The organism is Lactobacillus paragasseri (genome assembly GCF_003584685.1).
Classification (GTDB): Bacteria; Bacillota; Bacilli; order Lactobacillales; family Lactobacillaceae; genus Lactobacillus; species Lactobacillus paragasseri.
This window is the reverse complement of record NZ_AP018549.1, coordinates 369,740-395,735: the sequence shown is the minus strand read 5'-3', so window position 1 is coordinate 395,735 and position 25,996 is coordinate 369,740. Positions and strand designations below refer to the sequence as shown.

The window sequence follows — 25,996 nt, the reverse complement described above, 5'->3', positions numbered from 1 at the left end:
ACTTCTTTCAAAGTATTATCTTCTCTACTTTGTATTCGCTTTCATTATAAACCATTATCGTTATCTTTTTAATTATTTTTGCTCATTAAAATGTAATATCCCTTATCCCGAGCTAAAATTTCACAGTTTCCGTATACTTTTGTCATTAGTTTCTTTGCACTTGGGGCTCCTTGTTTTTTCTGAATGACAACTAGCAAAATTCCATTTTCCACTAAGTGCTCTTTAGCTTCAGATAAAATTTGGTCAACTACTTTCTTTCCAGCCCGAATTGGTGGATTAGTAATCACTAGCCCATACTTTTTATCCACTTGTTCATAAATATCTGATTGGTAGATATTAACATTGTTAATTTGATTAAACTTTGCATTTCTTCTAGCTAAATCAAGAGCTCGTTCATTTACGTCGACCATATCAACTTCTTGATCTGGCCAAAATTTAGCTGCAAATAAGCCCATTGGACCATACCCTGTTCCAACGTCTAAAATCCCAGCTTTTGGAAAGGTTAAGTCTTTCATGGTTTTGATTAATACACCAGAACCATAGTCAATTCTTAGCTTTGAAAATACGCCTGCATCAGTTGTAAATTTCAAATCAATATCGTCAATATGATAATCAACTAAATGTTCATCATGTTTAGCATCCGGATTAGCCGCAAAATACATTTGATTCTTTTTTGTCATAATTATTCTCGCTTCTTCAATTTCTATCTTATAGTTTATCAATTCTACTTTGCTTTTTTCTACAAAGCTTTATAATTAGAATGATTACAGAAAGGAAGAGATAGAATGTTAGTTTCTATTCCTATATTTATTTTAGCAATTATTGTCGGAATTTTCTGTCTATGGATGGGATTCAGAATAAAAGGCAATCAAGCTGTCTTTGGCCGTGTTCTTTCAACTAACAGTCAAACTTGGGCTAGATTTTGGCTGACTGCTGGGTGGGTTATTATTATCATCGCGGGCTGCTATCTTTTATTCATGATCATTTTACATTTTTATTTAACCATGTAAAAAAGCGTAAATTCATCTTTTTTGAATTTACGCTTTAATTTTTATCTTTTCTTTTTTCTATCCAATCCTTAAACTTGTTCCATTCGCTAGGTGTATGACTATCTTTTAATTCTTGAATTTGTTCTTGTAAATTTTGGGTTTGCTGAGCGAGAAGCTTATTTTGCTGCTCTAGCCGGTCTAATTTATCTAAAATTAAGGTTAATTCTGCATCTTTATCTTTAATACTGACTTTTCCTTCATTTCTCCTCATCAAGTAGGCAGTAAGAGAACTAGTAACAATTCCCATTACTCCTACTCCAATCAAGATCATTACTAGAATCACTAGTTTTCCCAACAAAGATTGTGGAGAAATTGTATGCCGTGAAATGTCACCATAACCAACCGTACTTGCAGTGGTAATCGCCCACCAAAAGGCTTGATCAAGTGAAACGTGTTCAGTAATTGATATTGCAACTGATCCTAACATTAAAAATGCAATACTAAAGTATATTACGTATAAAATGCCATGAGTGTGCAAAATATCTTTCAGCATCCCCACTAGTCCGGCCAGGCGAATTAAACGCAAAAGTCTAAAATATAGACCAATATCTCCCAATTGCGCAAATTTCATCCAGTTAAAAGCAATTCCAACCGGAATAATTGCCACTAATTCAAAAATATTATTGCTAAAAAAAGCCCGCCTATCTTTAGCAAGATATAGCCTATAAAAATAATCAATTGCTAAAATAATTAAAATAATATTGTTAAGCCAAAACCACTTACTATTAGTACCATTAATATCAATTATGGCTGCAAAGTCTAGAACGATCAATACAATTGAAATGATAGCTAAAGTAGCCTTAAACCATTTATAAAAATTTTTCTTAAGCATAATTTTATTGTAAACAAAAATGAGGACTCCGTAAAATAGAGTCCTCATTTTTAATAGTGTGTTCAGTTAAGACCTTATTACTTAACAGTAACAGTTGCGCCAACTTCTTCAAGCTTAGCTTTGATGTCGTTAGCTTCGTCTTCAGAAACGCCTTCCTTAACGTTCTTAGGAGCACCATCAACAAGGTCCTTAGAATCCTTAAGGCCAAGACCAGTGATGTCACGAACAACCTTGATAACCTTAACTTTTTCTTGACCAACATCAGTCAATTCAACGTCAAATTCAGTCTTTTCTGCACCTGCGCCTGCAGCACCTGCAGCAGCAACTGGAGCAGCAGCTGAAACACCAAATTCGTCTTCAATAGCCTTTACTAAGTCGTTTAATTCAAGGATTGAAGCACCTTTTAAATCTTCAATAATCTTTTCAGTATCTAAAGCCATTATAAGTTTCCTCCGAAATTAGATATGTGTAAATTTACTATAATTATTCGTCTTTTGAATCAGCGACAGCCTTAACAGCATATGCAAAGTTGCGAACTGGAGCTTGTAATACAGATACAAGCATTGAAAGTAAACCTTCGCGACCTGGAATAGCTGCAAGTTTCTTGATTTCTTCTTGGCTGGCAACCTTACCTTCGAGCATACCACCTTTAATTGATAATGCGTCGATATCGTCTTCGTATTTAGAAACAATACGAGCTGGTTCAGTAATGTCATCTGCATCAGCAGTGTAAACAACAGCAGTAGGACCAACAAAAGTCTCGTCTAAACCTTCGATACCAGCCTTTTCAGCAGCACGCTTTAAGTAAGTATTCTTGATAACTTTCATCTTAACGTTAGAATCACGTAAATCCTTACGTAAGTTAGTTACTTCTTCAACAGTTAAACCTAAGTAGTCAATTACTAAGATAGCTTTAGCTTCCTTAAGTTCTGCTGCAAAGTCATCAACAAGCTTTTCTTTTTTAGCAATGATTGCTTTACTCAACGAATTCACCTCCAAATTTACTTTAAGATAAATTCTATCAGCCGAAATAAAAACTCCATGCCAAAAAGACATGGAGTTGTAAAACTCTTAGTTTTTCTGGCCTCGGCGGGATATTAAGGCACGTTAGCCACCCGAGTCTTAGGTAGAATTTACTGTACAATATATTACCTTAAATTAGATAAGTCGTCAATAGCTTTTTTTAATTAAACCATTTTTGTCGTATTTTCTCTAACTCCCCTGTCTTTTCTAGACGCTCAAGAGCTTGATTAATCTTATCTTTTAAAATCTTGTCTTTCTTATTTATTCCTACTGAAAACTTTTCGCTCGGATATGGTAGTTTTTCTTTCTTAAATTCTTTTTGATACTTACTATGAGCTAGGTAGTAATTGGCATACACTCCATCAATCAATAAACCGGTGATTCTACCGGCTTTCAAATCAATGAAGGCATTATTATAAGTATCATATAAAACTATGCTTTTAACCCGCTTTTTTAGAACATTAGGATAATTATCTAAATCGTCTGCTCCAGAAGACCCAGTTTGAACGCCAAGGACTTTTCCCTTCATTTGACGATAATTATCTATCTTATCTTTCTTACGCGTAACTAAAATTTGGTCATTTTCAAGATAAGGTCGTGAAAATGCTACTTTTTTTGCTCGAGCCCTCGTTTTGGTATAACCATTCCAAATAACATCAATTGTTCCATTACGCAATTCGGTTTCTTTCATTGACCAATCGATAGTTTGAAAATCAGGTTTTAAACCAATTTTCTTGCAAACAGCTGTTGCTAAGTCGACATCAAAGCCAACTAACTTACCATTTTTTTGTCTAAAATCCATCGGCACAAAACTATCATCCACACCAATTACTAAGGTTCCACGCTCTTTAATTTTTTGCCAAGAGCTTTCCTGTCTTTGGCAACCATATAATCCCAAGGCTGTAATAACAATCATCAGTAAGCCTAAAACTTTTATTATTTTTTTCATCATTTTTCTATTGGCTCAACTTTTAAGATTTTATCAGCGACAGCTTTCCCAAATTGATGATCATGCGTAATAACAACCTGCGTCATTCCAGTTTGTTTAAGCTTTAAGAAAATTTCTTTTACTTTTCCTACCAATTCAGGATCTAAAGCTGAAGTTGGTTCATCATAACACAAAATTTCTGGCTTCATTTGCAATGCTCTAGCAATTGCTACACGTTGCTTTTGTCCACCTGACAATTGGTAAGGATACAAATTCTTAAACTTTTCCAAATCTAACTGCTTTAAAACAGGTTCTGCCGCCCTTTCAGCATCTTCTTTACTCACCTTATTCACCATAATTGGTGCCAAAGTAATATTATCCATCACCGAAAGATTAGGAAAAAGATTATAATCTTGAAAAACCATCCCTACCAAATGATTATTACGATCAGTTGGATCAAATTCTTTTCCATTGTGGATAAATTTTCCACTATCTGCACTTTCAAGGCCCGCAATTAAACGTAATAATGTTGTCTTACCTGCGCCTGATGGCCCAATGATACTTAGGATATCGCCTTGATCAAGTGAGAGATCTAATTTATCAATAATTTTTCTTGTACCAAAGCTCTTGCTTATCTTCTTAAGCTCTAAAACTTTATTTCCAGACATTGCTCTTCTTCTCCACTACTCGTAATAAAGCTGTTAAAACCGCAGTCATTGCCAAATATACACATCCTACTAAGACAAGTGGAACTAAAGATACATCACGCGCCGTTGCCACATTTCCAGCACGAAGTAAATCGCCTAAGCCAATTACATAAACTAAACTAGAATCCTTGACCAAATTAATTAATTCATTTCCGATTGAAGGAAGAACGATTTTAACAACTTGTGGTCGAACAATTCGATTAATAGTCTGCCAGCGACTTAACCCCAGCACTTGTGCAGCTTCAAATTGTCCAACAGGAACGGCTTGTAAACCCCCACGAAAAATCTCAGCAAAATATGCGGCGTAATTAATAATAAAAGCAACTAAAGCAGCCTCATATCTTGGAAAAACTATTCCGACAGTTGGTAAGCCATAAAAAATAAAAATTAATTGGAGTAAAAGCGGCGTACCACGAATAATCCATACATAGAATTTCAAAATAGCCTTAACCAGTTTTAAATTTGAATGTAAGCCAAAAGCGACTAACAAACCTAATGGAATAGAAACTACAGTCGTCCAAAAAAAGATTTCGATAGTTAACCAAGCACCGGAAAACAATGAAGGTAAAATACTAAAAATATAATTTAGCACTTCCTTCACCTCCTGTTCTAAAAATAGCGTATTGTTTAATTCTAACTAAAATCTAATTGTACTTTCAACCTTAGTACAAAAAAAGACTTCACAAATGTGAAGTCTTTTTGCTTAATTAAGTAACTATTAATTAGTCTAAGTTCAATGGATCCAAGTGGATACCAGGGCCAAAGGTTGCAGAAACGGCAACACTCTTAATGTATTGACCCTTAGCTGATGCAGGACGTGCACGAAGAATAACGTCACGTAATGCATCAAAGTTTTGTGCCAACTTATCAGCGTCAAATGAAGCCTTACCGATTGGTGCGTGGATTAAACCTTGCTTATCAACACGGTATTCAACTTGACCTGCTTTTTGGTTTTCAACAGCTTTAGCAACGTCCATAGTAACAGTACCAGTCTTAGGGTTTGGCATTAAGCCCTTAGGTCCTAAGATACGACCTAAACGACCAACCTTAGCCATCATCATTGGAGTAGCAATAACTACATCAAAGTCTAAGTAACCGTTTTGAACTTTTTCTACTAAATCGTCAGAACCAACTTCGTCAGCACCTGCTTCTTTAGCTTGGTCAGCTTGTGGACCTTCAGCAAAAACAACAACCTTCTTAGATTTACCAGTACCATTTGGAAGTACCAATGCACCTCTAATTTGTTGATCTGCTTGCTTTGGGTCAACGCTTAAGTTATATGCAACTTCGATAGTTGCGTCAAAGTTTGCGTATGAAGTTTCTTTTGCTAACTTCATAGCTTCATCTACTGAATAAAATTTAGTTGAATCAACTTTTTTAGCTGCTTCTAAATATCTCTTTCCATGCTTTGCCATGTAAAAATCCTCCTGAAAATGTGGTCAAACGAGTCTTCTCAAACTCTCCCACCTTGATTCGTTAATTTTGATTAACGATCCGACGTTCCTAAAAACACTAGTCTTCTACAGTGAAGCCCATGCTTCTAGCAGTACCTTCAATCATGCGCATAGCAGCTTCAACATCTGCAGCGTTTAGATCTTTCATCTTGGTTTCGGCAATTTCCTTAACTTGGTCCTTAGTTACCTTAGCAACCTTCTTAGTGTTAGGTTCACCAGAACCCTTGTCAACCTTAGCAGCCTTCTTCAAAAGAACAGCTGCTGGTGGAGTCTTAGTAATGAATTCGAATGAACGATCTTCATATACTGTAATAACTACAGGGATAATCATACCCTTTTGATCAGCAGTACGTGCATTGAAGTCCTTAGTGAAACCAACAATGTTGATTCCAGCTTGACCCAATGCAGGACCAACTGGAGGTGCAGGAGTTGCTGCACCAGCAGGAATTTGCAGTTTAACTACGTTAATAACTTTCTTTGCCACGGTCAATACCTCCTTGATTCCGTGATGCGGTTATAATGGAGAATTTTCCTTCTTCTCCTCCCACAATAATAAAGATACTCTAATATACTACCAGCAATTACTCAAATTGACAATAGTTAATTAGACTTTATTATTCATCAAATTCTTTTACTTGGTTATAGTCAAGTTCAGCATTTGTTTCTCTGCCGAACATATCAATTGAAACATAAAGTTTATCTTTTTCTGGATTAATTTCAGTAATTTTACCGCTCATGCCGCTAAATGCACCATCGATAATAGTTACTGTTTCACCAACTTCATAGTCAGCTTTTTGCTCCTTAGCTGGTTGTCCTTGAGACTTAAGAATTCTTTCGATTTCTTCATCGTATAAAGGAGATGGCTTTGATCCACCACCGTGACTGCCAACAAATCCAGTAACGTTTGGCGTATTTCTAACAACGTACCAACTTTCGTCAGTCATTACCATTTCTACCAAAACGTATCCAGGAAATACCTTTTCATCGACTTCTTGTTTCTTACCACGAACAGTTTCAGTCTTTTGTTCTTCAGGAACAATTACTCGAAAGATATAGTTTTGCATTCCCATTGATTGGGCTCTAGAAAGTAAATCTTTCTTAACTTTTTCTTCGTAGCCAGAATAAGTGTGTAAAACGTACCATTTCTTTTCGCTGGTTTCAACCATTGTCTTTAAACTCCTTAAAATAATACCTTAGTGCAAATAAAAAAACCTCCAAGGGAGGCTTTTTAGCTGATTCAATTATAACACATATACTGTCACTATAAGAACAATTGCGTTAAGTAGCTAAATAATAAATCTAGCAATCCAAGGTAAGCACCAAATAAAATTGAGCTAATTACTACGACCCCGGTATCACGTCTATTTTGTTTCCAAGTTGGCCATGATACCTTTGCCATAGTTTGATTAACACTCTTAAAAAATTTAAACATCGCTTACCTACCTCGTTTCCTTATGCAAAGTCTGCTTGCCGCAGAGCTTACAAAACTTCTTAAGTTCAAGTCTTTGCGTTCTATTCTTGCTGGCTGCAATTGAATAATTGCGAGAGCCACATTCAGTACATGCAAGAGCTGCTTTCTTTACTGCCATAAAACCACTCCTAAACTGCATTTATCTTAGCAAAAAAACGTTATTTTAGCAATTACTATCTAAAAAGTAAAGTGTAAGATAATTGTACTTCATAGCAAGAATTTCAATAGACTAATCTCGTCTTGATCCTCTTTTATATTCATAGATTTTCTAATTAGTATTATATTTTATGGCTAGATCAATTCTTCAATGTTCATTTTCAATATTTTTTTATTAAATTTCGCAAATATAAATGTAGCAAAAAGCAGAATACATAGCTCTATACTTGACTTTAATAGCCAACCATTATTTTTATTAAATATACTTACAGTTAAATATCCAATATCCGTTATCGAAAAAACTAAAAAATCAAAACTAAAATGAATCAAAATATTTATCCATACCTTACCAGTATATAGTAGCATTACAGCTAAAAAACAGCCTAATCCAAATGCTACTATAGTTTGGGATATAACGTCATTGAAAGACATGTCGGTAGTGAAAAAATTACCAATATGACTTAAGGAAAATAATAAAGCGCTTATAAATATTGCCCCTTGCATTTGATATTTTTTGCTTTTAAAAATAACTAATAAAATTATAATATATCCATATCTTTCTACTTCTTCATAGATAGCGGGATCTAAAGAATTCAATACAATTTCTACAACATTTATATATTTTGCTGAATAATCTGGATTTATCAAAGAAACGTTCCAATTATTAAAAATCTCATTACTTGATTGTGCTAAACCTAAAAAAATAGAGAAAAAAGTATACCAAATAATAAATAGAAGCGACAATAATAATACACCATAATATCTCATTCCTGTATTTTTTACATGAAGATTAAAGTGAAAATCATGTCCCCAAAGCTTTAACAATATATATACACAAATAAATGTAACAAAAGCATATAAAATTCCACTCGCATTTATTGCATATAATAATTCATTTTGTTCCCTTGTAACTATTGGGAAAATACCTACTGAATGAATACTTATCAAAACAAGCCAAATTAGAGATATTAATCTGATTAATTCTTGCTTTATCTTTCCAAATTTTTCTTTAACAACTGGAATTAAGATTAGAAGCATACCAGTAAAATAGACTATATATATGGGCAAAGTTAGTTTAAGATTTGTTTGAGCTATCGTATAAAGTATTAACCCATACGTATACATAAAAATAAATGGCAAAAATACTACACTTAAATAAATATTTTTCTTTTTTAAGAATAAGACGAGTATTAAAATAATCTCTTGAAAAATAAAGAAAAATATACCTATTTGATTAAATATAAGTAGCGTAAATACTATATTTAGTACTATCTGGATTGTTAAAATTTTGGAATAGCTGATTTTTTTCATTAATTCATAATCCCTTTTTCTATGTTTATATAAAAAGGAGAACCGAAATTTCGGTTCTCCTTTTAGTATACTTGGAGATTTTATAAGTAAATAAATTAATATATTATTAAAAATAATATTAGTACATTAAATATTTTTTTGTAATTTTCGCTATCTCCAAGGATAATACTCTTTAATTGGATTAGTTGGACTCTCTCCACCGCCTAAAGGACCGCCTCCCCAGTATCCTGTATGTGCAATATGATTAAGCCATCCTCCTGCTTTGCTTTCCAAGAAAAGATGTTCTTGATTAAAAGATTGTACATTATTTTTGATTTCAAATGTTGTTGTCTCGGTATTACCTACTTCTGCTGCAGAAACTTTGTTAGAAGAAACAACAGATGCACTTAACCCCAAAGTAACTACAACACCAATAGTTAATAAACTCTTTTTTAATTTCATCTTGATTCTCCTTTACATTTAATAGATTTATTAATTGCATTATAGTCGAATTATTTAATATTTTCAATATTTTTTAATATTTATTTATTAATTTTAGCATAATTAATAAATAAATATAAATTCAATATCTACTTTTAAATAATGATCCCAGATAGTGTAAAATTATACATTATAAGATCTTATTTAACTAAAAATAAAGATATTTTATATAATCATAAAGAATAGTAAGTCTTGATATATCGCATTTTTTATAATTATCTATTTAGATCTACATCTTCTAGTTCTTAATAATTCAAATTAAAAAATATTGCGGAAAAATAACATCCATTGCTTCAACTTACTTTATTTTTATTAACTTTGACTACTCTTATAACCAATATTCAATGACTGGAAGGATCAAAGACAAAAGACAAGTTAATAACTTAGTCTTTTAATTACCTATACTATGCTAGAAAAAAGAAATAATATCAAAAATAAATTCACTTTTTGGGATAGTTTCCCTCAAGTGCAAAAAGATATGATTGAGATTAATCAGATTATCTTAAAACACATTAATAGCGTTCCCGGTTTATTAGGACAAGCACTAGAAGATACTTTTGCTGTTCCTGGAAAAATGCTCCGCCCTGCTTGTGTAATGCTCTTTGGTGCATTTGGTCCTGACGCTACTCAAAAACATGACGATCTCCAGAAAATAGCAACTTCTATTGAAACGCTTCATAACGCAACCTTAATTCATGATGACATTATTGATGAATCTAGTATGCGACATGGGCGTCCATCTATTCAAACTAAGTACGGCAAACATATCGCCGTTTATGCAGGTGACTATTTATTCGCCCTTTCGTTAACGCTTTTAAGTGAAAATGCTCAAAGTTTACACAGTGTAATTGCTGACGGAAAAACAATGCAAAATATCCTAGTTGGGGAAACTGAACAATATAACAATGCCTATAATATCAATATTTCTGAAAAAGAATATTTAAACCAAATTAAGGGCAAAACTGGCGTTTTATTTGGCTTAGCTTGTTTTATTGGTGCTTATGAAAGTGGAATTAAAGTAACTAAAGCCTTAAAAGCTAAACAGTTTGGAGAATACCTAGGGCAAGCTTTTCAACTAAGAGATGATATTTTAGATTACACAACTACAAGCTCTACTTTTAAAAAGCCGGTCTTACTTGATGTTAAAGATGGAATCTATTCGGGTCCTTTAATTTTCGCCTTGCAAAACGATAATAATAATCATTTACACGAATTGGTAAAAATGGGAAAAGATCTGACCCAAGATCAATTACATGAAATTGAAAATTTGGTTAATCATCTCGGCGGTGTGGAACGAGCACAAAAGTTAGCTGATCAATATACCGAAAAAGCCCTAGCTAGTCTAAAAAAACATTGGCCAGATAATGAGAATCGTGCTTTGATCGAACAATTAACAGGTAGATTATTAAAAAGACAATATTAAAAGAGCGTTAAGAAGAACGCTCTTTTCTTTTCCTCTAACATTCACTTTCGATATAATATTTGGTTGGATAAATACTCTAGAAAGTAGGATAAGAAGTGAACAAAAAACAAAATACTTCACACTTTTTTGCATGGTGGGTCTTTATTGCCTCATGCTTGATTTCATTAGTTGGCTTCGGTCTAATAGTTAATACAATCGGCCTCTTCTTTGAACCAATTAGTAAGAGTTTCCATGTTGGCCGAGCAAGTGTTGCTTTAATGACCACTCTGCAAAATGCAGCGGCAGCTATTACGCTTTTATTTGCTGGTAAAATTATGACCAAGCTTAATTTACGCTGGCTTTTAACATTCTGTTTTGCCACAATTGGTCTTTCAATGCTAAGTTTGTCTGTAGCACAAAGCTTGACTCATTTTTACATTGCTTGGATCATTATTGGAATTTGTCAGCCAATTGCCATTACCTTATCAATTCCTGTCTTATTAGGGAATTGGTTTAATGAAAAATTAGGTACAGTTATGGGGATTGCACTTGGCGTTTCTGCCTTCGGTGGTACAATCTTTAATCCAATAATTGGTGATATTATTACTAACTTTGGCTGGCGAGGCGGTTTTATTTGTGAGGGTCTATTAATTCTTGGAATTTTAGTTCCTGCGGCATTCTTTTTACGTGAAAAGCCAAATGAAAAACACCATGCTTATGGCAAAGTTAAAAATATTCCAGAAAAAGTTCTTGAAACTACTGGTATTAGCCTAAAAGCTGCCTTAAAGACCCCAGTCTTCTATGCTCTAGCCTTCGCAATGCTAGCTTTACAATTTGTTTCTGGATCTGTACAGCACATTTCAGGACATATCACTAGTCAAGGTCTGCCTTTAACAATTGGAGCATCAGTAGTATCAGGAGTAATGCTAGGGGCAGCAGCTGGTAAAATCTCTATTGGTTTTATGCTTGACCGTTTTAATACTCGTCTAACCTTATTAATCTACTCTTTATTTGGTTTACTAGGCTGGAGCGGTGAGATTTTCTTTAAAACTAGTTTGCCTCTTATCGCATCTGCCTTCATTCTAGGATTAGGACAAGGTGTTTGCTTAGTTGCTCTTCCTTACCTCATTCGTGAAGAGTTTGGTGCTAAAGATTACAGTACAATTCTTTCTGTCATTAACATGACTGGGGCATTTGCAATGTCTGCTTCTGTTTACTTGAATGGTCTGTTATTTGATACAACTGGTTCTTACAACTTTGGCTGGGCAATTAACTCCGCAGCTTTTGCCCTTAGTTTTATTGCATTATTCTTGACCCTTAAAAAACAAGCAACCTCTCAAGAATTAGAAGAAAGTATAGATTAAATATATAGATCACTATGCTAACTTTATATTAGTAAAAGCTTACTCATTGACCTACAATAAATGAGTAAGCTTTTTTATTAATGTTGGGGTGAAAAAAACATGAACAAACATCCAGAATTTTTACTGAACAAGATTGAAAGTCCAAAAGATCTTAAAAAATTAGATTTAAAAGAGTTAGAAAAATTAGCTAGTGAGATTAGAACGTTAATCCTAGAAAAAGATGCTGCAGAAGGTGGTCACCTTGGACCAGACCTTGGAATTGTCGAAGCTACAATTGCTTATCATTATGTTTTTGATGCACCAAAGGACAAGATTATTTGGGACGTTTCTCACCAAACTTATCCACATAAGATGTTAACAGGTCGTGCTTATGCCTGGCTTGATCCAGATAAGTACGAAGATGTAACTCCTTATTCAAATCCCGATGAAAGTCCATATGATTATTACGCAGTAGGTCATACATCTACTTCTGTTGCCTTAGCTACAGGGATGGCTAGAGCACGTGACATGATGGGCAAACATGAAAATATTACTGCTTTAATTGGGGATGGTTCATTAACTGGTGGTTTAGCTTTTGAGGGCTTCAATAATGCAGCTGATGAAAAGCACAACTTAATCATTGTTGTTAATGATAATCAAATGTCTATTGATAACAACGTTGGTGGCGTAGTAACTGCCTTAAAGAAATTACGTGAATCAAACGGTCAAGCTGAAGACAATCCATTCACAGCTATGGGACTTGACTATAAATATGTTGGTCAAGGAAACGATATTAAATCTATGATCGATGCCTTCAAAGCAGTTAAGGATATTGATCATCCAATCGTTTTACACATTAATACTCTCAAGGGTAAGGGATATGAACCAGCAGTTGAAAATGAAGCTAGTCACCACTGGGTCCTTCCATTTGACCTTAAGACTGATAAAACCACTGTTCCTGCACCAAAAACTCCAAATGCAAGTACTGTAATTCTTGATTTATTAAAGAAACATATTGAAAACCAAGAAAATATTCTTGCAATCAATGCTGCTATTCCAGGCGTCTTTGGTTTAGGTGCGATTAAAAAGAATTATCCAAAGAACTACAAGGATGTTGGAATTGCTGAACAAGAATCAGTTGCCTTTGCTGCCGGTGCTGTTAAGGAAGGAATTACGCCAGTTTTATTTGAAAATTCTACTTTCTTACAACGTGCATATGATCAACTTTCTCACGATGTTGCTGCTAATGACTTACCAGTCGTAATGATTGTTGCTGGTGGTGGAATTACTGCTGCTTCTAAAACTCATTTAGGTATTTTCGACAATACAATGGTTGCAAATTGGCCTAGCTGGGAATACTTGGCTCCTACTACCTTGAATGAATTAAAATCAATGCTCGAATGGGCAGTTAAGCAAAGAAAGCATCCCGTAGCAATTAAATCTCCAGTTAACCCACTTCCTGAAGGCAACGTAGTTAGTGAAGATTACTCAACTATTCACTATGATGTTAAATCTGGTTCTAAAGTAGCAATTATTGGTTTAGGCGACTTTTATCAATTAGGTGAAAAAGTAGTGGATTTACTAAAGAAAGACAATATCAACGCCACTTTAATTAATCCAAAATCTGCTGCTCACCTTGATACTGATACTTTAGATGACCTACAAAAAGATCACGAATTAGTTGTTACTCTTGAAGATAATAGTATTGATGGTGGTTTTGGTCAAAAAGTCGCAAGCTATTACGGACCAACTAAGATGATGGTTAAGAATTACGGTGCTAAGAAAGAATACACTGATAACGAACCAAAAGGATCTATTTATAAGCGTGATCATTTGATGCCAGAGCAAATTGCCAGTGAAATTTTGGAGATAATTAAATAATTTAGATATTTTTGTCAAAAGGTGTAAATTGTACTTAAGGTTATACAGTTTACACCTTTTTTATTGAAAAATATTTTATTAAAGAGAAAAGGTATATCTATGAAAATTATCATCGCACCTGATTCATTCAAAGGCTCACTTACTGCAAAAGAAGTCGCTAATTCCATTTATACTGGCCTAAAACGAGCCCTCCCTTCTGCCGAATACATTGAAATTCCAATGGCTGACGGCGGTGAAGGTACAATGCAAGCCTTAGTGGATGCCACAAATGGAAAAATTTTTACTAAATCAGTTACCGGTCCTTTAAATACTTCTGTCACTGCTCATTATGGTATTTTAGGCGACAAAGAAACTGCTGTCATCGAAATGGCCGAAGCAGCAGGTCTGCAATATGTTAATGATCAAACTAAAAACCCACTAATAACTACTACTTACGGTGTTGGAGAATTAATTAAAACAGTTCTAGACACAGGAATTAGAAAAATAATTGTCGGACTAGGTGGAAGTTGTACTAATGACGGTGGAGCTGGAATGGCTCAAGCACTTGGCGTTAAACTGCTTAATTTACAGGGCCAAGAGTTTCCTCTAGGCGGTGGAAACTTAAATCATCTAGTAAGAATTGATAACTCTAAAATTGATCCTCGGCTAAAAAATACCGAAATCATTTTAGCTAGCGACGTAACTAATCCACTTACTGGCAAAAATGGTGCCTCTTCTGTCTTCGGTCCGCAAAAAGGAGCTACGCCTGAAATGGTAGAAGAATTAGATCAAAATTTACATCATTTCGCTGCTGTTGTACGAAGAGATGTTAAAGAAAATTATGAAAATACTCCTGGTGCCGGAGCTGCTGGTGGTCTTGGCTTTGGTTTACTCACCTTTACAAATGCTACTATCCAGTCTGGCGTTGAAGCCGTACTTGAAATGACCCATTTCAAAGAAAAAACAAAGAATGCAGACTTTATTTTTACCGGCGAAGGAGCAACTGACTTTCAAACCAAGTTTGGTAAAACTCCATATGGTGTTGCTAAAGCAGCCAAAGAAGTCGCACCAACTTCCACTGTAATTTGCTTAACTGGTAATATTGGTAAAAAAGTTGACGAGCTTTATGGTCCAATTGATGCAATTTTTGCGACTGAAAGTGGCGCTAAGGATTTGAAACAAGCAATTAAGGATAGTCAACATGATCTTGCTCAGATTAGTGAAAATATTGGCCGGTTGATTAAAAAATTGTGGTAAATTAAAAAACTTCTGAAGAATTATAAACTTCAGAAGTTTTTCTTTCAAATTAAGAAAGTGCATATTTAAATTAGATTAATTCTAGTTTTGTAGATAAACATTCCATCGAATTTTTACCTACAAAAATATCAAATTCTCCTTTTTCTACTACTTCCTTTCCAGTGTTATCAAAGTAAGCTAATTGATTAGGTGAAATTTCAAAAGAAACTTCTTCTTCTGAATGCCTTTTAATATCCACCTTTGTAAAGTCTATCAATCTCTTTACCGGCTGAACTAAACCTGCAACTTTATCATGAATATATAATTGGATTACCTCTTTTTGATCCCAATCGCTTGTATTCTCTAAATTAACTTTTACTTTTACCTTTCCATTTTGTTTAAAATACTTGTTACTTAATTCTATGTTTTTTATCTTGGTCTTTCCATAAGATAAGCCATACCCAAATGGATATAAAGGATCAACAGGAGCATCTAAATACTTTGATACAAACCGTCCCTTATGTTGTGAACCATGGTATGGTCTGCCAGTTGAAAAATGATTATAGTAAATCGGTTCTTGCCCCACATCATATGGGAAAGTCATTGACAACCTACCTGAGGGATTTTCTTTACCAAAAAGAACATCAGCGATTGCATTTCCTCCCTCAGTACCTGGAAACCAACATTCAATTATCGCGTCTACTTTATCAACAATATTAGTTAAAACCAGAGGTCTACCACTAATTACCAAGACAACAATTCTCTTTCCTAATTTAGAAATATCTTTAATTAATTTAAGCTGGTTATCTGGTAAACATAAATTTGTCTTAGCACCTGCTTCTCCAGATTCAAGCGAATTTTCACCTAGTGCAAGAACTACGGTATCAGCTCCGGCAGCCAATTTAAGGGCTTCTTGGTTATTTTCTTTCTCTACTTCTGGAGCAGAGACCAGCTGATCAATTTGTTTTTCAGAAAAGAATCCCATTTCTTCAAAAAGATGACGATTTCTATTTATATCTGTGCCTTTCGCCACTTTAATATCTGGATTATATTTTTGCATTCCCTCCAAAATAGAAACCGTATCTTGTGAATTTCCATGAATAGCCCACATGCCTAACAATTGATGATTATCGGCATAAGGCCCAATGAGTACAGCCTTTTCTTCTTTATGTAATGGTAGTGCTCCATTCTTATTCTTAAGCAATACTAAAGATTCAGTTGCCAACTTTCTTGCTAATTTTCTATTAGATAATGAAACATTTTTATTACTTTCTTTTTCTTCACTTATACCAAAGTATGGATTTTCAAATAATCCTAATTCATTCTTCAAACACAAGATTCGCCACGTTGCTTGATTGATTTTTTCTTCATCAAGTTTACCGTCAGTAACTAGAGACTTTAGCCCTTTTGCATAACATGGCGACTTCATGTCAATGTCAACACCAGCATTAATCGCCTTTTTTGCGGCCTGCTCAATGTTTCCTGCAAAGCCATGTTTAATTAATTCGTAAATAGAAGCATAATCAGAAATAATTATGCCTTTAAATCCCCATTCTCTTCTTAATACTGTGTCTAATAACCATTTATCAGCAGTTGATGGAACACCATTTAAAGAAGCTAAAGAAGTCATAGCCATCTTGGCTCCAGCCTTAACAGCAGCTTTATAAGGCGGTAAATAATTTTGAAATAGATTACTAAGAGACATATCTACTGTATTATATTCTCTACCAGATTCAACATCTCCGTAAGCTGCATAATGCTTAAAGCAAGACACCACTCCTTGCTTTTCTCCTAATTTTTTCTGAAATCCATTTACCATGCTTTTAGCATAAACTGAATTTAAATATGGATCTTCTCCTGGCGATTCTAAAACTCTGCCCCATCTTGCATCATGTACTACATCTATCATCGGGGCATACGCTACTTGAATTCCTGCTGCACTTGCTTCATTAGCAGCTTTTTGAAATGCATTTTCAACTAATTTTGGATTCCAGGTAGCTCCCAAACCTAAAGGAATTGGGTATACCGTTTTATACCCATAAATAACATCTGACATAAACAAGACTGGAATATGATGTGGCTGTACTCTCATCTGCATATCTTGCACTTTTCTAGTTGCTTTTGCTCCAGCTACATTTAGTACAGAACCAATCAAATTAACAGTTTCTTTTGTAATGCCTAACTTTTCTCGAGGGCCATAAGAAATATCATTAGCTTGTAAAAATTCTCCTGATAATTGAACTAACTGACCAATTTTTTCATCAAGACTCATATCATCTAATAATGCTTTTAATTCCTTTTGTTTCATAACTTTATCTCTTCTAGCTTAATTCTTACTACTTTCTTCAGCTGCTGCTTTATTATCTGCCATCTTAAACCATGGATACCATAAAAGTGGTGAAATTATTAATTGAATTATTAATACTAAAACTACGATCGAAATATGACCACCTAATAAAGCATGAAAGCCTAAAGGCAATCCAAACACTGGTTGTGCCCCAGTACACCTTGCTACTAAGCCGAGCTTTGTACATAAACCAGCAATCATAACAGCAATTGCATTGTTAGTAATAAATGGAACAAAGAAATCGAAGTTTAAAACTAATGGTGTACCAAAAATAACTGGTTCAGTAATTCCGAATAAAGCTGGAATTATTGCAACTTTACCCAGAGTTTTGAATCTTTTACTTTTAGCAAAAAATAGCATTAGTAATACTAATCCCAGAGCAGTACCACCCCATGTATAAATATTAAAAAATGCATTTCCATAGATGTGTGGCACATTCTTACCTGCCTGGTAAGCAGTTAAGTTTTGCATATCCAATGACATCCAAATCGGCATCACCATTGGAACAATGACGCTAGTTCCGTGAATGCCAAAGAACCATACTAATTGTTCAATTAAACAAATTAAAATCATTGCTCCGAATGATCCACCTAAGTGTTGTAAAGGAGCCTCAATCATCGTAAATATCAATTGATGAAAACTACCAAATGGCGTCAAGCTGAATCCAAATGCAACTAAAATAAAGAACAAACCAATTAATAATGCTGGTACTAGTCCAGCAAAAGTGTTCGATACCATTGGTGGGACTCCAGCGGGCATTTTGATCGTCCAATTATGTTGCTTCATATAAGCATATGATCTCCCGACAATTAGTCCGACGATAATTGCTGAAAACAATCCATCTGATCCAAGCCAAGTTGTTGGTATTACAGTTACGCTCTTTAAACTAGTTAATGGAGTAATAATCAAAAAACACATTAATGATACTATCCCCGCATTAGTGCCATCATCACTTTCTTGCAATACCATATGTGCAATATGCTTAGCCATCAAAAAAGCTACATAGAGTGCAATCGCACCTATTGTCGCTGTATTAACAAATCCCATGATTTTAGCTAATGGTTTTAATCCCCATTTACCAGCGTATACAGCTATTAGAGTTGCTAACGACCCTAAAATCATAGGTCCTAATGTTGCCATCATAGCGCCCATAATAGCTTGTAAATATTTGTTATTTCCTAACCTTCCAAAAATAGGTTGCAATCGATTAAAAAATGCTATGACTTTCTTTTTCATGTTGATAGACCTCCAAATTCACTCTTCAGCTACTATATTAAAGCGCTTTCTAAAATGTTAAAATACAAATAAATATAGAAAAATATGTAAATATTTGTCATTTCAAAGTATTTACAATTCAAAGGAGTATCAAGCTATGCATCATATTTCGCACGAATATATTCAAAATAATCCTCAGCTCCCATTTAAACTTTTTAGTTTTCATGCCCATAATCTTGCTCGTGTGATCCCACTTCATTGGCATCAAAGTACAGAAATTTTATATTGTGAATCTGGAGAATTACAAGTTACAGTAAAAAATCAATCATATCTGCTAAAAAAGAATGACTTCATTGTTATTAATCCTTACGAAATACACACCTCAAAGAGTCCAATAGAAAATCACATTCTATGTATTCAACTTCCTTTCTCCTTTCTTTCATACGTTACAAGTAATTCTTTTTACAATCAGTTTACTTTTTCCGCAAACTCGACTAAGCAAAAACAAGATAGTGATGCCGAACTAATTAAAAATATGTCCCAAACTTTAACTCTCCGAGAAACTTTTCAATCCAAAGGTATAGTTAAAAATTTAATGATTTTAACCAATGTCACAAGAATTATCCGTTTATTGGTACAATTCTATGCTCAAGACAATGTTAATTCATACTCTAATAATCGAATTAGCTTCATTACAAAAACTCTAAGTTATTTAGAAAAGAGTTATACTTCTGATTTAACCTTAAATGATATTGCACAACACTTTTCTTATTCGACTTATTACACTTCTCGTTTAATTAACGAAAATTTAGGTGTTTCTTTTTCAAACTTACTTAGAATTATTAGAATTAACAAATCAATTGAATTAATTCGCTCAACTTCACTACCATTAGAAAAAATTGCAGTTAAAACCGGTTTTAAAACATATCGAAATCTTTATAATTCTTTCTATAAGATTTATGACATGTCGCCCATTCAATTCAAAAATAAGTAAACAAAAAAATGATCACTTAGTACTTAAACTAGGTGATCATTTTACTTTATTCAAACAATTTAGGGTATTTTTCCTGAAAGCTCGCGATTTTTTCGTAGCTTTGATCCAAATCATGTTCAACTTCACGATAAATTGGAATTATATCTTGATATACTGCTACATTTTTCGGATTAGGGAAATAGACCTTACTCTCATCAATCTTCTTAACAATCTTTTCTAAATTTGCTTCTCTTTTCATCCCCACTTGTGCCAAAAACATTGCTGCTAAAGTTCCGCTTTGGTCATTTTTAATTATAATTACTGGCAAATTAAAAATATCGGCAATTAGCTGTCTCACAAAATCACTCTTTACAAAACCACCAGTCACTCTTAGTGCCTCTGGTTCACCAATTTTTTCACATAAGCCTCTAGCTGCACCCAAAAGATTAAAAACAATTCCTTCTAAAACACTGCGTGCCATTTGCGGCTTAGTGTGATTTCTAGTGAGTCCAATAAAAGATCCACGCGCCTGGGCATTCCAAATTGGAGCCCGCTCTCCGCCCAAGTAAGGATGAAAGATCAACCCATTGCTTCCAGCAGGGACACTTTCTGCCACATTGATAAAATCTTCAGCTGTCTGATCAGGACCGAAAATAGTTTTTCTAGCCCATTCAAACACGATGCCACCATTATTTACCGGTCCACCCAATAAATAATGTTTTTTATCAACAGGATAGCAGAAAAATCGATTTTCTGAATCCACTACTGCTTCAGGTGCAATTACTCTCACAGCTCCAGAAGTGCCTACATTTAAAGCAAATGACTTCTCGTCTAAAACGCCAACTCCAATTGTTGATAAGTACCCGTCACTTGCTCCTAAAATAATTTTGGTTTCAGAATTTAAGTTTAATTTTTGCACATACTCAGGCAATACTCTTCCCAAAATATCTTCTGGCCGGCCTAAAACTGGCAATTTTTCTGCTGCTAGGCCAATTTGCTTAAGTAAATTTTTATCCCAAGATAAAGTAGCTAAGTTCAGTAAACCAGTACCGGCTGCCATTGTTGTATCTGTCATTATTTTTCCGGTTAAACGCCAGATAATGTATTCTTTGATTCCAATCCACTTTTGCACCTGTGCAAAAAGTTCTGGCATTTCTTCTTGAATCCACAGCAATTTATATACAGGAGCCATTGGATGGGGTGGCATCCCTGTCTGTTGATAGATACTATTAGCTAATCTACTTTTCTTTGCTCTAGCTACAACATCCTTACTGCGATTGTCTGCCCAAGTAATGCTGTTGGTTAATAACTGATTATCTTTACCAAGACCAATCAGACTATGCATCTGACTCGACCATGAAATTGCACTAATTTTTCCTGAAACATTTTTACTCAAGTCAAAGATAATCTTTTGCACAGCATCAAAAATTACTTGCGGATCTTCTTCTGCTTGGCCTACTTTTTCCTGAATCAAGGGATAAGGTATGGATAATTCTTCAATTATTTCTCCATTTTCTCGGTACAGAACACCCTTGCTTGCTGTAGTTCCAATATCCATTCCAATAATATAGTTCATTCTGCCACCCCTTTCTTTTAAAATATATTTTCTCACAAAAAAAGAACAATCCCTAGAGATTGTTCTTTGGTGGTCAAACAATGCGTGACCACGGTGCGTAGAATTATTGTTTTTAGGTGATGTTACTTCTTAAGATTTTCGTTGACGAAGGCTTCGATCTTATCGTCAGAGTCTTTCAAGAACGGAAGCATGTCACTTTCCGTCTTCATGGTATCTCTACCATTCTTTTCCATAAAGTAGTCCCATAGTGCATCTCTAACAGGGATGTCAGAGTCGCTCCAATCAAAAACTTCCTTCATGTGACGGTCTAACAATTCTGTCTTAATAACTTCATCTGCCATCTTAAAATTACCTCCTAAATAAATTCTACAAATATTATTATAGTCTTTTTATCACCTCTATGCGAATTTAAAACAATTCTTTTCGCATTTTTGCTTTGCAGCGAGCCTTTGCTTGCAATAATTGATAACGGCTATATTTTGTTTTCTGACTTGCCTCTTCGATCGTTAATTCTCCTAAAAAAACTTTTAGAGCAATTACTTCTTTATCAGAAAGCTTTTTAATAAACTTTTGATACATTTCTTTTCGAGGCGTGATATGCATTTCTTCGACTTCTTCTTTAATTAAATTTTTCTGCACTACATTGTCGTAAGAAATTGATTTAGTAAAAGCGGTCCTTTTTTGGGCTAGTTCATACCTTAAAAGCGATCTTAAATGATTATAGAATTTCGTTCGATAGTAGGCACCAAAATTATCTGCTCGATCTTCATCATATGTGCAGCAACTCTGATAACACATAATTAACGCTTCTTGTTCCCAGTCATCGTTATCAAAATTACGAATGAAAAAATTCATTTTAGCGCCATTGATTAAAGGCCGGTAGCGATCCAAAAGCTCATGTAAAGCCTTCATATCTTGCTTTTCTTTCACCCTTCTAATCAAGTAAACTTCATTCACTTTTTCCATCTCAGGAAATTCCTCCTTTTTCTATTTGATAATCAGAATAAAAAAAGAATGAATCCTTTCTAAGGGAACGAATGTTTATGGGATACAAGTATAGCAAAGTTGTGCTTAGTTTCGGAACGATAATTTCTTATCTGTTAAAAAATTATTATTGCATAGTCTTACTTAGGGCCTTAAACCACAAGGCGCTTCTTTTTAAATGCCTATCTTGACTAGCGAAATCCACATAAATTAAGCCGTAACGTTTATTATAGCCATTTGACCATGAAAATTGATCTTGTAAAGACCAAAGGAAATATCCTTGCACATTAACTCCTTCATTTCGAGCCTTTAAGATAGCTGCCAAATGTTGGTCAATAAAATCAATTCGGTAATCATCATCAAGATACTGTTTCGAACTATCCCACGCTTCTTTTGCACCCATTCCATTTTCAGTTATATAGATCACAGGATAGTCAGGATAATCGTGTTCTATTCTCTTTAGTACGTCATATAGCCCTTCAGGATATATATTCCAGTCCCAATCTGTTGTCGGAATAGCGGGATTTCGCACATCTTTACCAACTCCATGAAAGGCAAAAATACTACTGCCTTTTTTTCCATTACCGTTATGATAAGTTTCACTTGGTCCTTCATAACTAGCAACGGTTTGATTTTGATAATAATTAATCCCCAGCATATCATTCTGCTTACTTGCCTGTTTGAGAATCTCAAGATCTTCAGGAAGAATCTTTAATTCAGCATTATTTGCAACTAAAATTTCCTTAATTAAATGCTGCGTTCGATCAGAATAAAAACCTAATAAGGTTCCATCTAATAAAAAGCGATTCATAAATGCATCTCTTAAATCAGCTGCATGTCGATCTGCTTCTGAATTTGTTGCTGGATAAACAGGTTGAATCACATGAATTAACCCAATTCGTCCCTTATATCCTTTAGCTTTAAAGAGATTAACTACTTTTGCATGTGCTACTAATTCATTATGCTGAGCCTGAATTGCATCAGAAACATCAAATAACTTATTAGGGGGAAAAGTGCCTTGAATATACTGACACATAGCTAATGAAATCAATTCGTTAATCGTAAACCAATTATCAACCTCGGCGAATTCTTGAAAACAAAAGTCTGCATATTTTACAAATTCATTGATCATTTCTCTATTAAGCCAATCACCTTGATCAAACAAAGTCTTAGGGCTGTCAAAATGATGTAGTGTTACATATGGTACTAAATTATTTTTTAAGCATTCATGAAAAAGTCGATGATAGTATTTAACCCCTGCTTCATTTGGCTTGTTCGTTACATAACCATTAGGGAAAATACGAGTCCAAGCAATTGATATACGAACTGCATTTAGCCCCAGATTATGGGCCAATTTTAAGTCTTCTGGATAACGATGATAAAAATCACAAGCAGGATTGGGTGAGAAATTTCCTTGACTTTTCAAATAGTCATCCCACATAATCTTTCCTTTACCATCTAAATTTGTATTTCCTTCAACCTGGTAAGCCGCAGTGGCTGCACCCCATACAAAATTCTTGGGTAACTTTTTTACCCTTTTCAATAAAGTTGACATACTGCCTCCGTCATTTATTAATATCATTGATTAATAGTTTCAAACATTCATTAGCATGTTGCGTCATATAAATATATTGCTTCCCAGTAGTGGTAATCATACGAGCATTATTTTGTTTACATTCCTTTGCAAGTTCATCTTTCATGGTATCCATTTGTGGCGCTAAAATTACTACATCCATTCCAGATATTAAATCATGATGTGATCCAAATGCAGCAGCTGCTGCATTTAAAGGTAATTTATCTTCTTTAGCTAACTTATTAAGTGACTTAGCTAAAATTCCAGATGTCCCACCGCCGGCACATAAAACTAAAACATTGAGTGCTTGTTGATCTTTAGTTTTGCCAAGTGGAATTTCAGATTCATTAAATTTAGGTTCAGCAGACGTTACAACCGATTTTTTATCATCTTTTTCTTCAAGTTCTTCCTTTTTTTCTTCTTGGGCTAGCATTGAAGCGTCATAAGCCTTAAAAAATGGATAATATAATAATGAATCAACTACTAGTAATAAAATTCCTAGTAATAAAGCCAAAATATTAAAACCAGTTCCCATCCACAATCCTAATGTTGGCGGCGTGGTCCATGGTAAGTTATAAATAAATGACGGCATATGAAGCACATCGACAAAAATTTTAAAGATCCAAACATTAAGAATTGGTGCAAAAATAAAAGGTATAAAGAAAATCGGATTTAAGATTAATGGAGCACCAAACAATATAGGCTCATTAACACCGAAAATAACTGGAATTGTTGATGCACGTCCAACTGCTTTTAATTGTTTAGACTTAGATAAAAAAGCAAACATAAACGTTACTACTAAAGTTGCTCCAGTTCCTCCTAAAGTAGCAACAAACATTTGAATTCCTTGTGACAAAATATGATTAGCGCCTTGAATATTTCCAGAATTAAATGCTCTTAAATTAGCTTCAACATTGGTTAGGTATATTGCCGTAACTGCTGGTTCAACGATTGAGGGCCCTTGAATTCCGATAAACCAGAAAAACGCCATTGCACCATAAATAATTGCTAACCCAACATACCCATCCGCTGCGGTAAAAAGTGGAGTTAGGCTTTTAATTATCCAAGCTGCCAAATTCATATTAGTTAAAGCTCTAAAAATTAGCGTAAATGCCCAAAAGAAAGTAGTTGCTAAAGCAAACGGAATAATATTCTTAAAAGCTTGAGCAATATTTTGAGGTACTACATCAGGTAGCGTGATCGTGACATTATGTTTAAAACAAAAATAATAAATATTAGGTACAATAAATGCTACCAAGAAGGCACAAATTAATCCTTTAGTTCCAATCATATCAGTAGCTAAATATAAATTTCCTTTATTTAACAAAGTATCTATTGCCACAAATGCAAAGGAAATTTGAGCTGTATATTGAACTCCAGCAACTGGAATTTGATTAGTTTTTGGCAACTTTAGATTTAAACTTCCAGTTAAGGCCTTAGCTACAGTAGAAGCGGCCATTAAGGACAAAAAGCCCATTGATAAGTTATAAAATAAATTTAAAGCTGTAGCTACTTTTTTAGGCCAAACAAATCCCCAAATTTGAGGCACATTAGCAATTAACAAGAAAAAACTTGAAAAGATAATAATTGGCATTAACGCGATAAAGCCATCACGAATTGCTCTTAAATATTGATTAGTCGCAACTTTTCTAAAAAATGGCTGCGCTTTTTCAATTCTTTTTACCAACCCATCCATTTTTACTCCTCCATTTATTTAGTTCATTTCTTCTTTAAGCTGCTCAATTTCAGCTCGCAAAGCTAAATTTTGCTTATACAAGTCAATGAAATATTTAACTTCATCACGTAAAAGCATTGTTGTCATTAGTGTATCTTGTCCATGAGACATAATAAAAGTTGTCTCTAATTCTTCTCCATTAGCTTCTTGACTCATTAACTTAGTCTGTGCATTATGCGCATCTACTAATGAATTATTTGCTTCTTCAATCAACTTTTCAGCTTTTTCAAATTTTCCTTCACGAGCTAATTTAAGAGCATTTAACAAGTCTGTTTTTGCGTCTCCAGCATAAGCAACAATTGTAAATCCAACCATTGAAATTTCTTCTTTACTAACCATCT

At 34.3% G+C, this 25,996-nt stretch carries 28 protein-coding genes and 1 other annotated feature; of the genes, 6 read left to right on the top strand and 22 right to left on the bottom strand.

The features are described 5' to 3' along the window. Window positions 1-68: 68 nt before the first annotated feature. On the bottom strand, window positions 69-680 hold the full coding sequence (locus LpgJCM5343_RS01830) for a class I SAM-dependent methyltransferase (protein WP_101890971.1): 612 nt from the start codon (window positions 678-680) through the stop codon (window positions 69-71). Between the two features lie 105 nt (window positions 681-785). Here LpgJCM5343_RS01830 and LpgJCM5343_RS01825 point away from each other — a divergent pair, with 105 nt between their 5' ends. Continuing rightward, complete coding sequence (locus tag LpgJCM5343_RS01825; protein ID WP_003649409.1) at window positions 786-1,010, top strand: hypothetical protein; 225 nt, start codon at window positions 786-788, stop codon at window positions 1,008-1,010. Window positions 1,011-1,044: 34 nt separating this feature from the next. On the opposite strand, the gene LpgJCM5343_RS01820 is transcribed toward LpgJCM5343_RS01825, so the two are convergent. The 13 genes from LpgJCM5343_RS01820 to LpgJCM5343_RS01760 all read right to left on the bottom strand — a co-directional run bounded on the left by LpgJCM5343_RS01820 (window position 1,045) and on the right by LpgJCM5343_RS01760 (window position 9,372). Continuing rightward, the gene (locus LpgJCM5343_RS01820) at window positions 1,045-1,881 is read right to left on the bottom strand and encodes an ion channel (RefSeq protein ID WP_250881821.1); all 837 of its coding nucleotides are present in this window, start codon (window positions 1,879-1,881) and stop codon (window positions 1,045-1,047) included. Between the two features lie 77 nt (window positions 1,882-1,958). After that, a complete protein-coding gene (rplL, locus tag LpgJCM5343_RS01815) occupies window positions 1,959-2,321 on the bottom strand; it encodes a 50S ribosomal protein L7/L12 (protein WP_003647769.1) in 363 nt (120 codons plus the stop codon). Between the two features lie 43 nt (window positions 2,322-2,364). Continuing rightward, window positions 2,365-2,865, bottom strand: a complete 501-nt coding sequence (gene rplJ / locus LpgJCM5343_RS01810; protein ID WP_101890969.1) for a 50S ribosomal protein L10 — start codon at window positions 2,863-2,865, stop codon at window positions 2,365-2,367. A 37-nt stretch (window positions 2,866-2,902) separates the two neighbouring features. Further along, window positions 2,903-3,026: a sequence feature (ribosomal protein L10 leader region), on the bottom strand. Between the two features lie 38 nt (window positions 3,027-3,064). Then, entirely contained in the window at window positions 3,065-3,856 is a 792-nt protein-coding gene (locus tag LpgJCM5343_RS01805) for an amino acid ABC transporter substrate-binding protein (RefSeq protein ID WP_101890968.1), read from the bottom strand. Then, window positions 3,853-4,500, bottom strand: coding sequence for an amino acid ABC transporter ATP-binding protein (locus LpgJCM5343_RS01800; RefSeq protein ID WP_039157447.1), 648 nt, complete (start codon window positions 4,498-4,500; stop codon window positions 3,853-3,855). The genes LpgJCM5343_RS01805 and LpgJCM5343_RS01800 overlap by 4 nt, the downstream gene beginning before the upstream one ends. After that, complete coding sequence (locus tag LpgJCM5343_RS01795) at window positions 4,487-5,131, bottom strand: amino acid ABC transporter permease (protein WP_020807807.1); 645 nt, start codon at window positions 5,129-5,131, stop codon at window positions 4,487-4,489. The genes LpgJCM5343_RS01800 and LpgJCM5343_RS01795 overlap by 14 nt, the downstream gene beginning before the upstream one ends. 130 nt (window positions 5,132-5,261) lie before the next feature. Further along, window positions 5,262-5,954: a 50S ribosomal protein L1 gene (gene rplA / locus LpgJCM5343_RS01790; RefSeq protein WP_003647774.1), complete on the bottom strand. Its 693-nt coding sequence runs from the start codon at window positions 5,952-5,954 to the stop codon at window positions 5,262-5,264. A gap of 97 nt (window positions 5,955-6,051) precedes the next feature. Then, window positions 6,052-6,477, bottom strand: coding sequence for a 50S ribosomal protein L11 (gene rplK, locus LpgJCM5343_RS01785; RefSeq protein WP_003651949.1), 426 nt, complete (start codon window positions 6,475-6,477; stop codon window positions 6,052-6,054). Window positions 6,478-6,607: 130 nt separating this feature from the next. Next, the gene (nusG, locus tag LpgJCM5343_RS01780) at window positions 6,608-7,159 is read right to left on the bottom strand and encodes a transcription termination/antitermination protein NusG (protein WP_003649415.1); all 552 of its coding nucleotides are present in this window, start codon (window positions 7,157-7,159) and stop codon (window positions 6,608-6,610) included. Window positions 7,160-7,254: 95 nt separating this feature from the next. Beyond that, entirely contained in the window at window positions 7,255-7,425 is a 171-nt protein-coding gene (gene secE, locus LpgJCM5343_RS01775) for a preprotein translocase subunit SecE (protein WP_003647777.1), read from the bottom strand. 7 nt (window positions 7,426-7,432) lie between these two features. After that, entirely contained in the window at window positions 7,433-7,582 is a 150-nt protein-coding gene (rpmG, locus tag LpgJCM5343_RS01770) for a 50S ribosomal protein L33 (RefSeq protein WP_101890967.1), read from the bottom strand. Between the two features lie 173 nt (window positions 7,583-7,755). After that, on the bottom strand, window positions 7,756-8,931 hold the full coding sequence (locus LpgJCM5343_RS01765) for a CPBP family intramembrane glutamic endopeptidase (RefSeq protein WP_101890966.1): 1,176 nt from the start codon (window positions 8,929-8,931) through the stop codon (window positions 7,756-7,758). A 150-nt stretch (window positions 8,932-9,081) separates the two neighbouring features. After that, window positions 9,082-9,372, bottom strand: coding sequence for a hypothetical protein (locus LpgJCM5343_RS01760; RefSeq protein ID WP_077959418.1), 291 nt, complete (start codon window positions 9,370-9,372; stop codon window positions 9,082-9,084). A 445-nt stretch (window positions 9,373-9,817) separates the two neighbouring features. On the opposite strand from LpgJCM5343_RS01760, the gene LpgJCM5343_RS01755 reads away from it, so the two are divergent. From LpgJCM5343_RS01755 to LpgJCM5343_RS01740, 4 genes are all read left to right on the top strand, one after another. Next, window positions 9,818-10,834: a polyprenyl synthetase family protein gene (locus tag LpgJCM5343_RS01755; RefSeq protein ID WP_101890965.1), complete on the top strand. Its 1,017-nt coding sequence runs from the start codon at window positions 9,818-9,820 to the stop codon at window positions 10,832-10,834. A 95-nt stretch (window positions 10,835-10,929) separates the two neighbouring features. Beyond that, entirely contained in the window at window positions 10,930-12,177 is a 1,248-nt protein-coding gene (locus tag LpgJCM5343_RS01750) for an MFS transporter (protein ID WP_003649418.1), read from the top strand. 99 nt (window positions 12,178-12,276) lie between these two features. Continuing rightward, window positions 12,277-14,037, top strand: a complete 1,761-nt coding sequence (locus LpgJCM5343_RS01745) for a 1-deoxy-D-xylulose-5-phosphate synthase (protein ID WP_101890964.1) — start codon at window positions 12,277-12,279, stop codon at window positions 14,035-14,037. A gap of 99 nt (window positions 14,038-14,136) precedes the next feature. After that, the gene (locus LpgJCM5343_RS01740) at window positions 14,137-15,273 is read left to right on the top strand and encodes a glycerate kinase family protein (RefSeq protein WP_101890963.1); all 1,137 of its coding nucleotides are present in this window, start codon (window positions 14,137-14,139) and stop codon (window positions 15,271-15,273) included. Between the two features lie 70 nt (window positions 15,274-15,343). Here LpgJCM5343_RS01740 and bglX read toward each other — a convergent pair whose 3' ends face one another. Both bglX and LpgJCM5343_RS01730 read right to left on the bottom strand, forming a co-directional pair. After that, window positions 15,344-17,560 (bottom strand): beta-glucosidase BglX, encoded by a 2,217-nt coding sequence (gene bglX, locus LpgJCM5343_RS01735; RefSeq protein WP_101890962.1) that lies wholly within the window; start codon window positions 17,558-17,560, stop codon window positions 15,344-15,346. An 18-nt stretch (window positions 17,561-17,578) separates the two neighbouring features. After that, window positions 17,579-18,835 (bottom strand): PTS sugar transporter subunit IIC, encoded by a 1,257-nt coding sequence (locus LpgJCM5343_RS01730; protein WP_101890961.1) that lies wholly within the window; start codon window positions 18,833-18,835, stop codon window positions 17,579-17,581. A gap of 136 nt (window positions 18,836-18,971) precedes the next feature. Between LpgJCM5343_RS01730 and LpgJCM5343_RS01725 the strand changes: the two genes are divergently transcribed. Next, entirely contained in the window at window positions 18,972-19,808 is an 837-nt protein-coding gene (locus LpgJCM5343_RS01725; protein ID WP_101890960.1) for a helix-turn-helix domain-containing protein, read from the top strand. A gap of 46 nt (window positions 19,809-19,854) precedes the next feature. Here the strand turns inward: LpgJCM5343_RS01725 and LpgJCM5343_RS01720 are convergent, their stop codons facing one another. The 6 genes from LpgJCM5343_RS01720 to LpgJCM5343_RS01695 all read right to left on the bottom strand — a co-directional run bounded on the left by LpgJCM5343_RS01720 (window position 19,855) and on the right by LpgJCM5343_RS01695 (window position 25,994). Beyond that, entirely contained in the window at window positions 19,855-21,363 is a 1,509-nt protein-coding gene (locus LpgJCM5343_RS01720; protein ID WP_101890959.1) for a gluconokinase, read from the bottom strand. Between the two features lie 122 nt (window positions 21,364-21,485). Continuing rightward, on the bottom strand, window positions 21,486-21,704 hold the full coding sequence (locus LpgJCM5343_RS01715) for a P8 family protein (protein ID WP_003647785.1): 219 nt from the start codon (window positions 21,702-21,704) through the stop codon (window positions 21,486-21,488). Between the two features lie 67 nt (window positions 21,705-21,771). Then, the gene (locus tag LpgJCM5343_RS01710) at window positions 21,772-22,329 is read right to left on the bottom strand and encodes a sigma-70 family RNA polymerase sigma factor (protein ID WP_039157471.1); all 558 of its coding nucleotides are present in this window, start codon (window positions 22,327-22,329) and stop codon (window positions 21,772-21,774) included. 145 nt (window positions 22,330-22,474) lie between these two features. Further along, the gene (lacG, locus tag LpgJCM5343_RS01705) at window positions 22,475-23,902 is read right to left on the bottom strand and encodes a 6-phospho-beta-galactosidase (protein WP_035430040.1); all 1,428 of its coding nucleotides are present in this window, start codon (window positions 23,900-23,902) and stop codon (window positions 22,475-22,477) included. Window positions 23,903-23,912: 10 nt separating this feature from the next. Further along, window positions 23,913-25,616: a PTS lactose transporter subunit IIBC gene (locus LpgJCM5343_RS01700; RefSeq protein ID WP_039157473.1), complete on the bottom strand. Its 1,704-nt coding sequence runs from the start codon at window positions 25,614-25,616 to the stop codon at window positions 23,913-23,915. 18 nt (window positions 25,617-25,634) lie between these two features. After that, window positions 25,635-25,994 carry a PTS sugar transporter subunit IIA gene (locus LpgJCM5343_RS01695; protein ID WP_003649426.1) on the bottom strand — a complete coding sequence of 120 codons (360 nt, stop codon included), beginning with the start codon at window positions 25,992-25,994 and terminating at the stop codon, window positions 25,635-25,637. Window positions 25,995-25,996 lie beyond the last annotated feature (2 nt).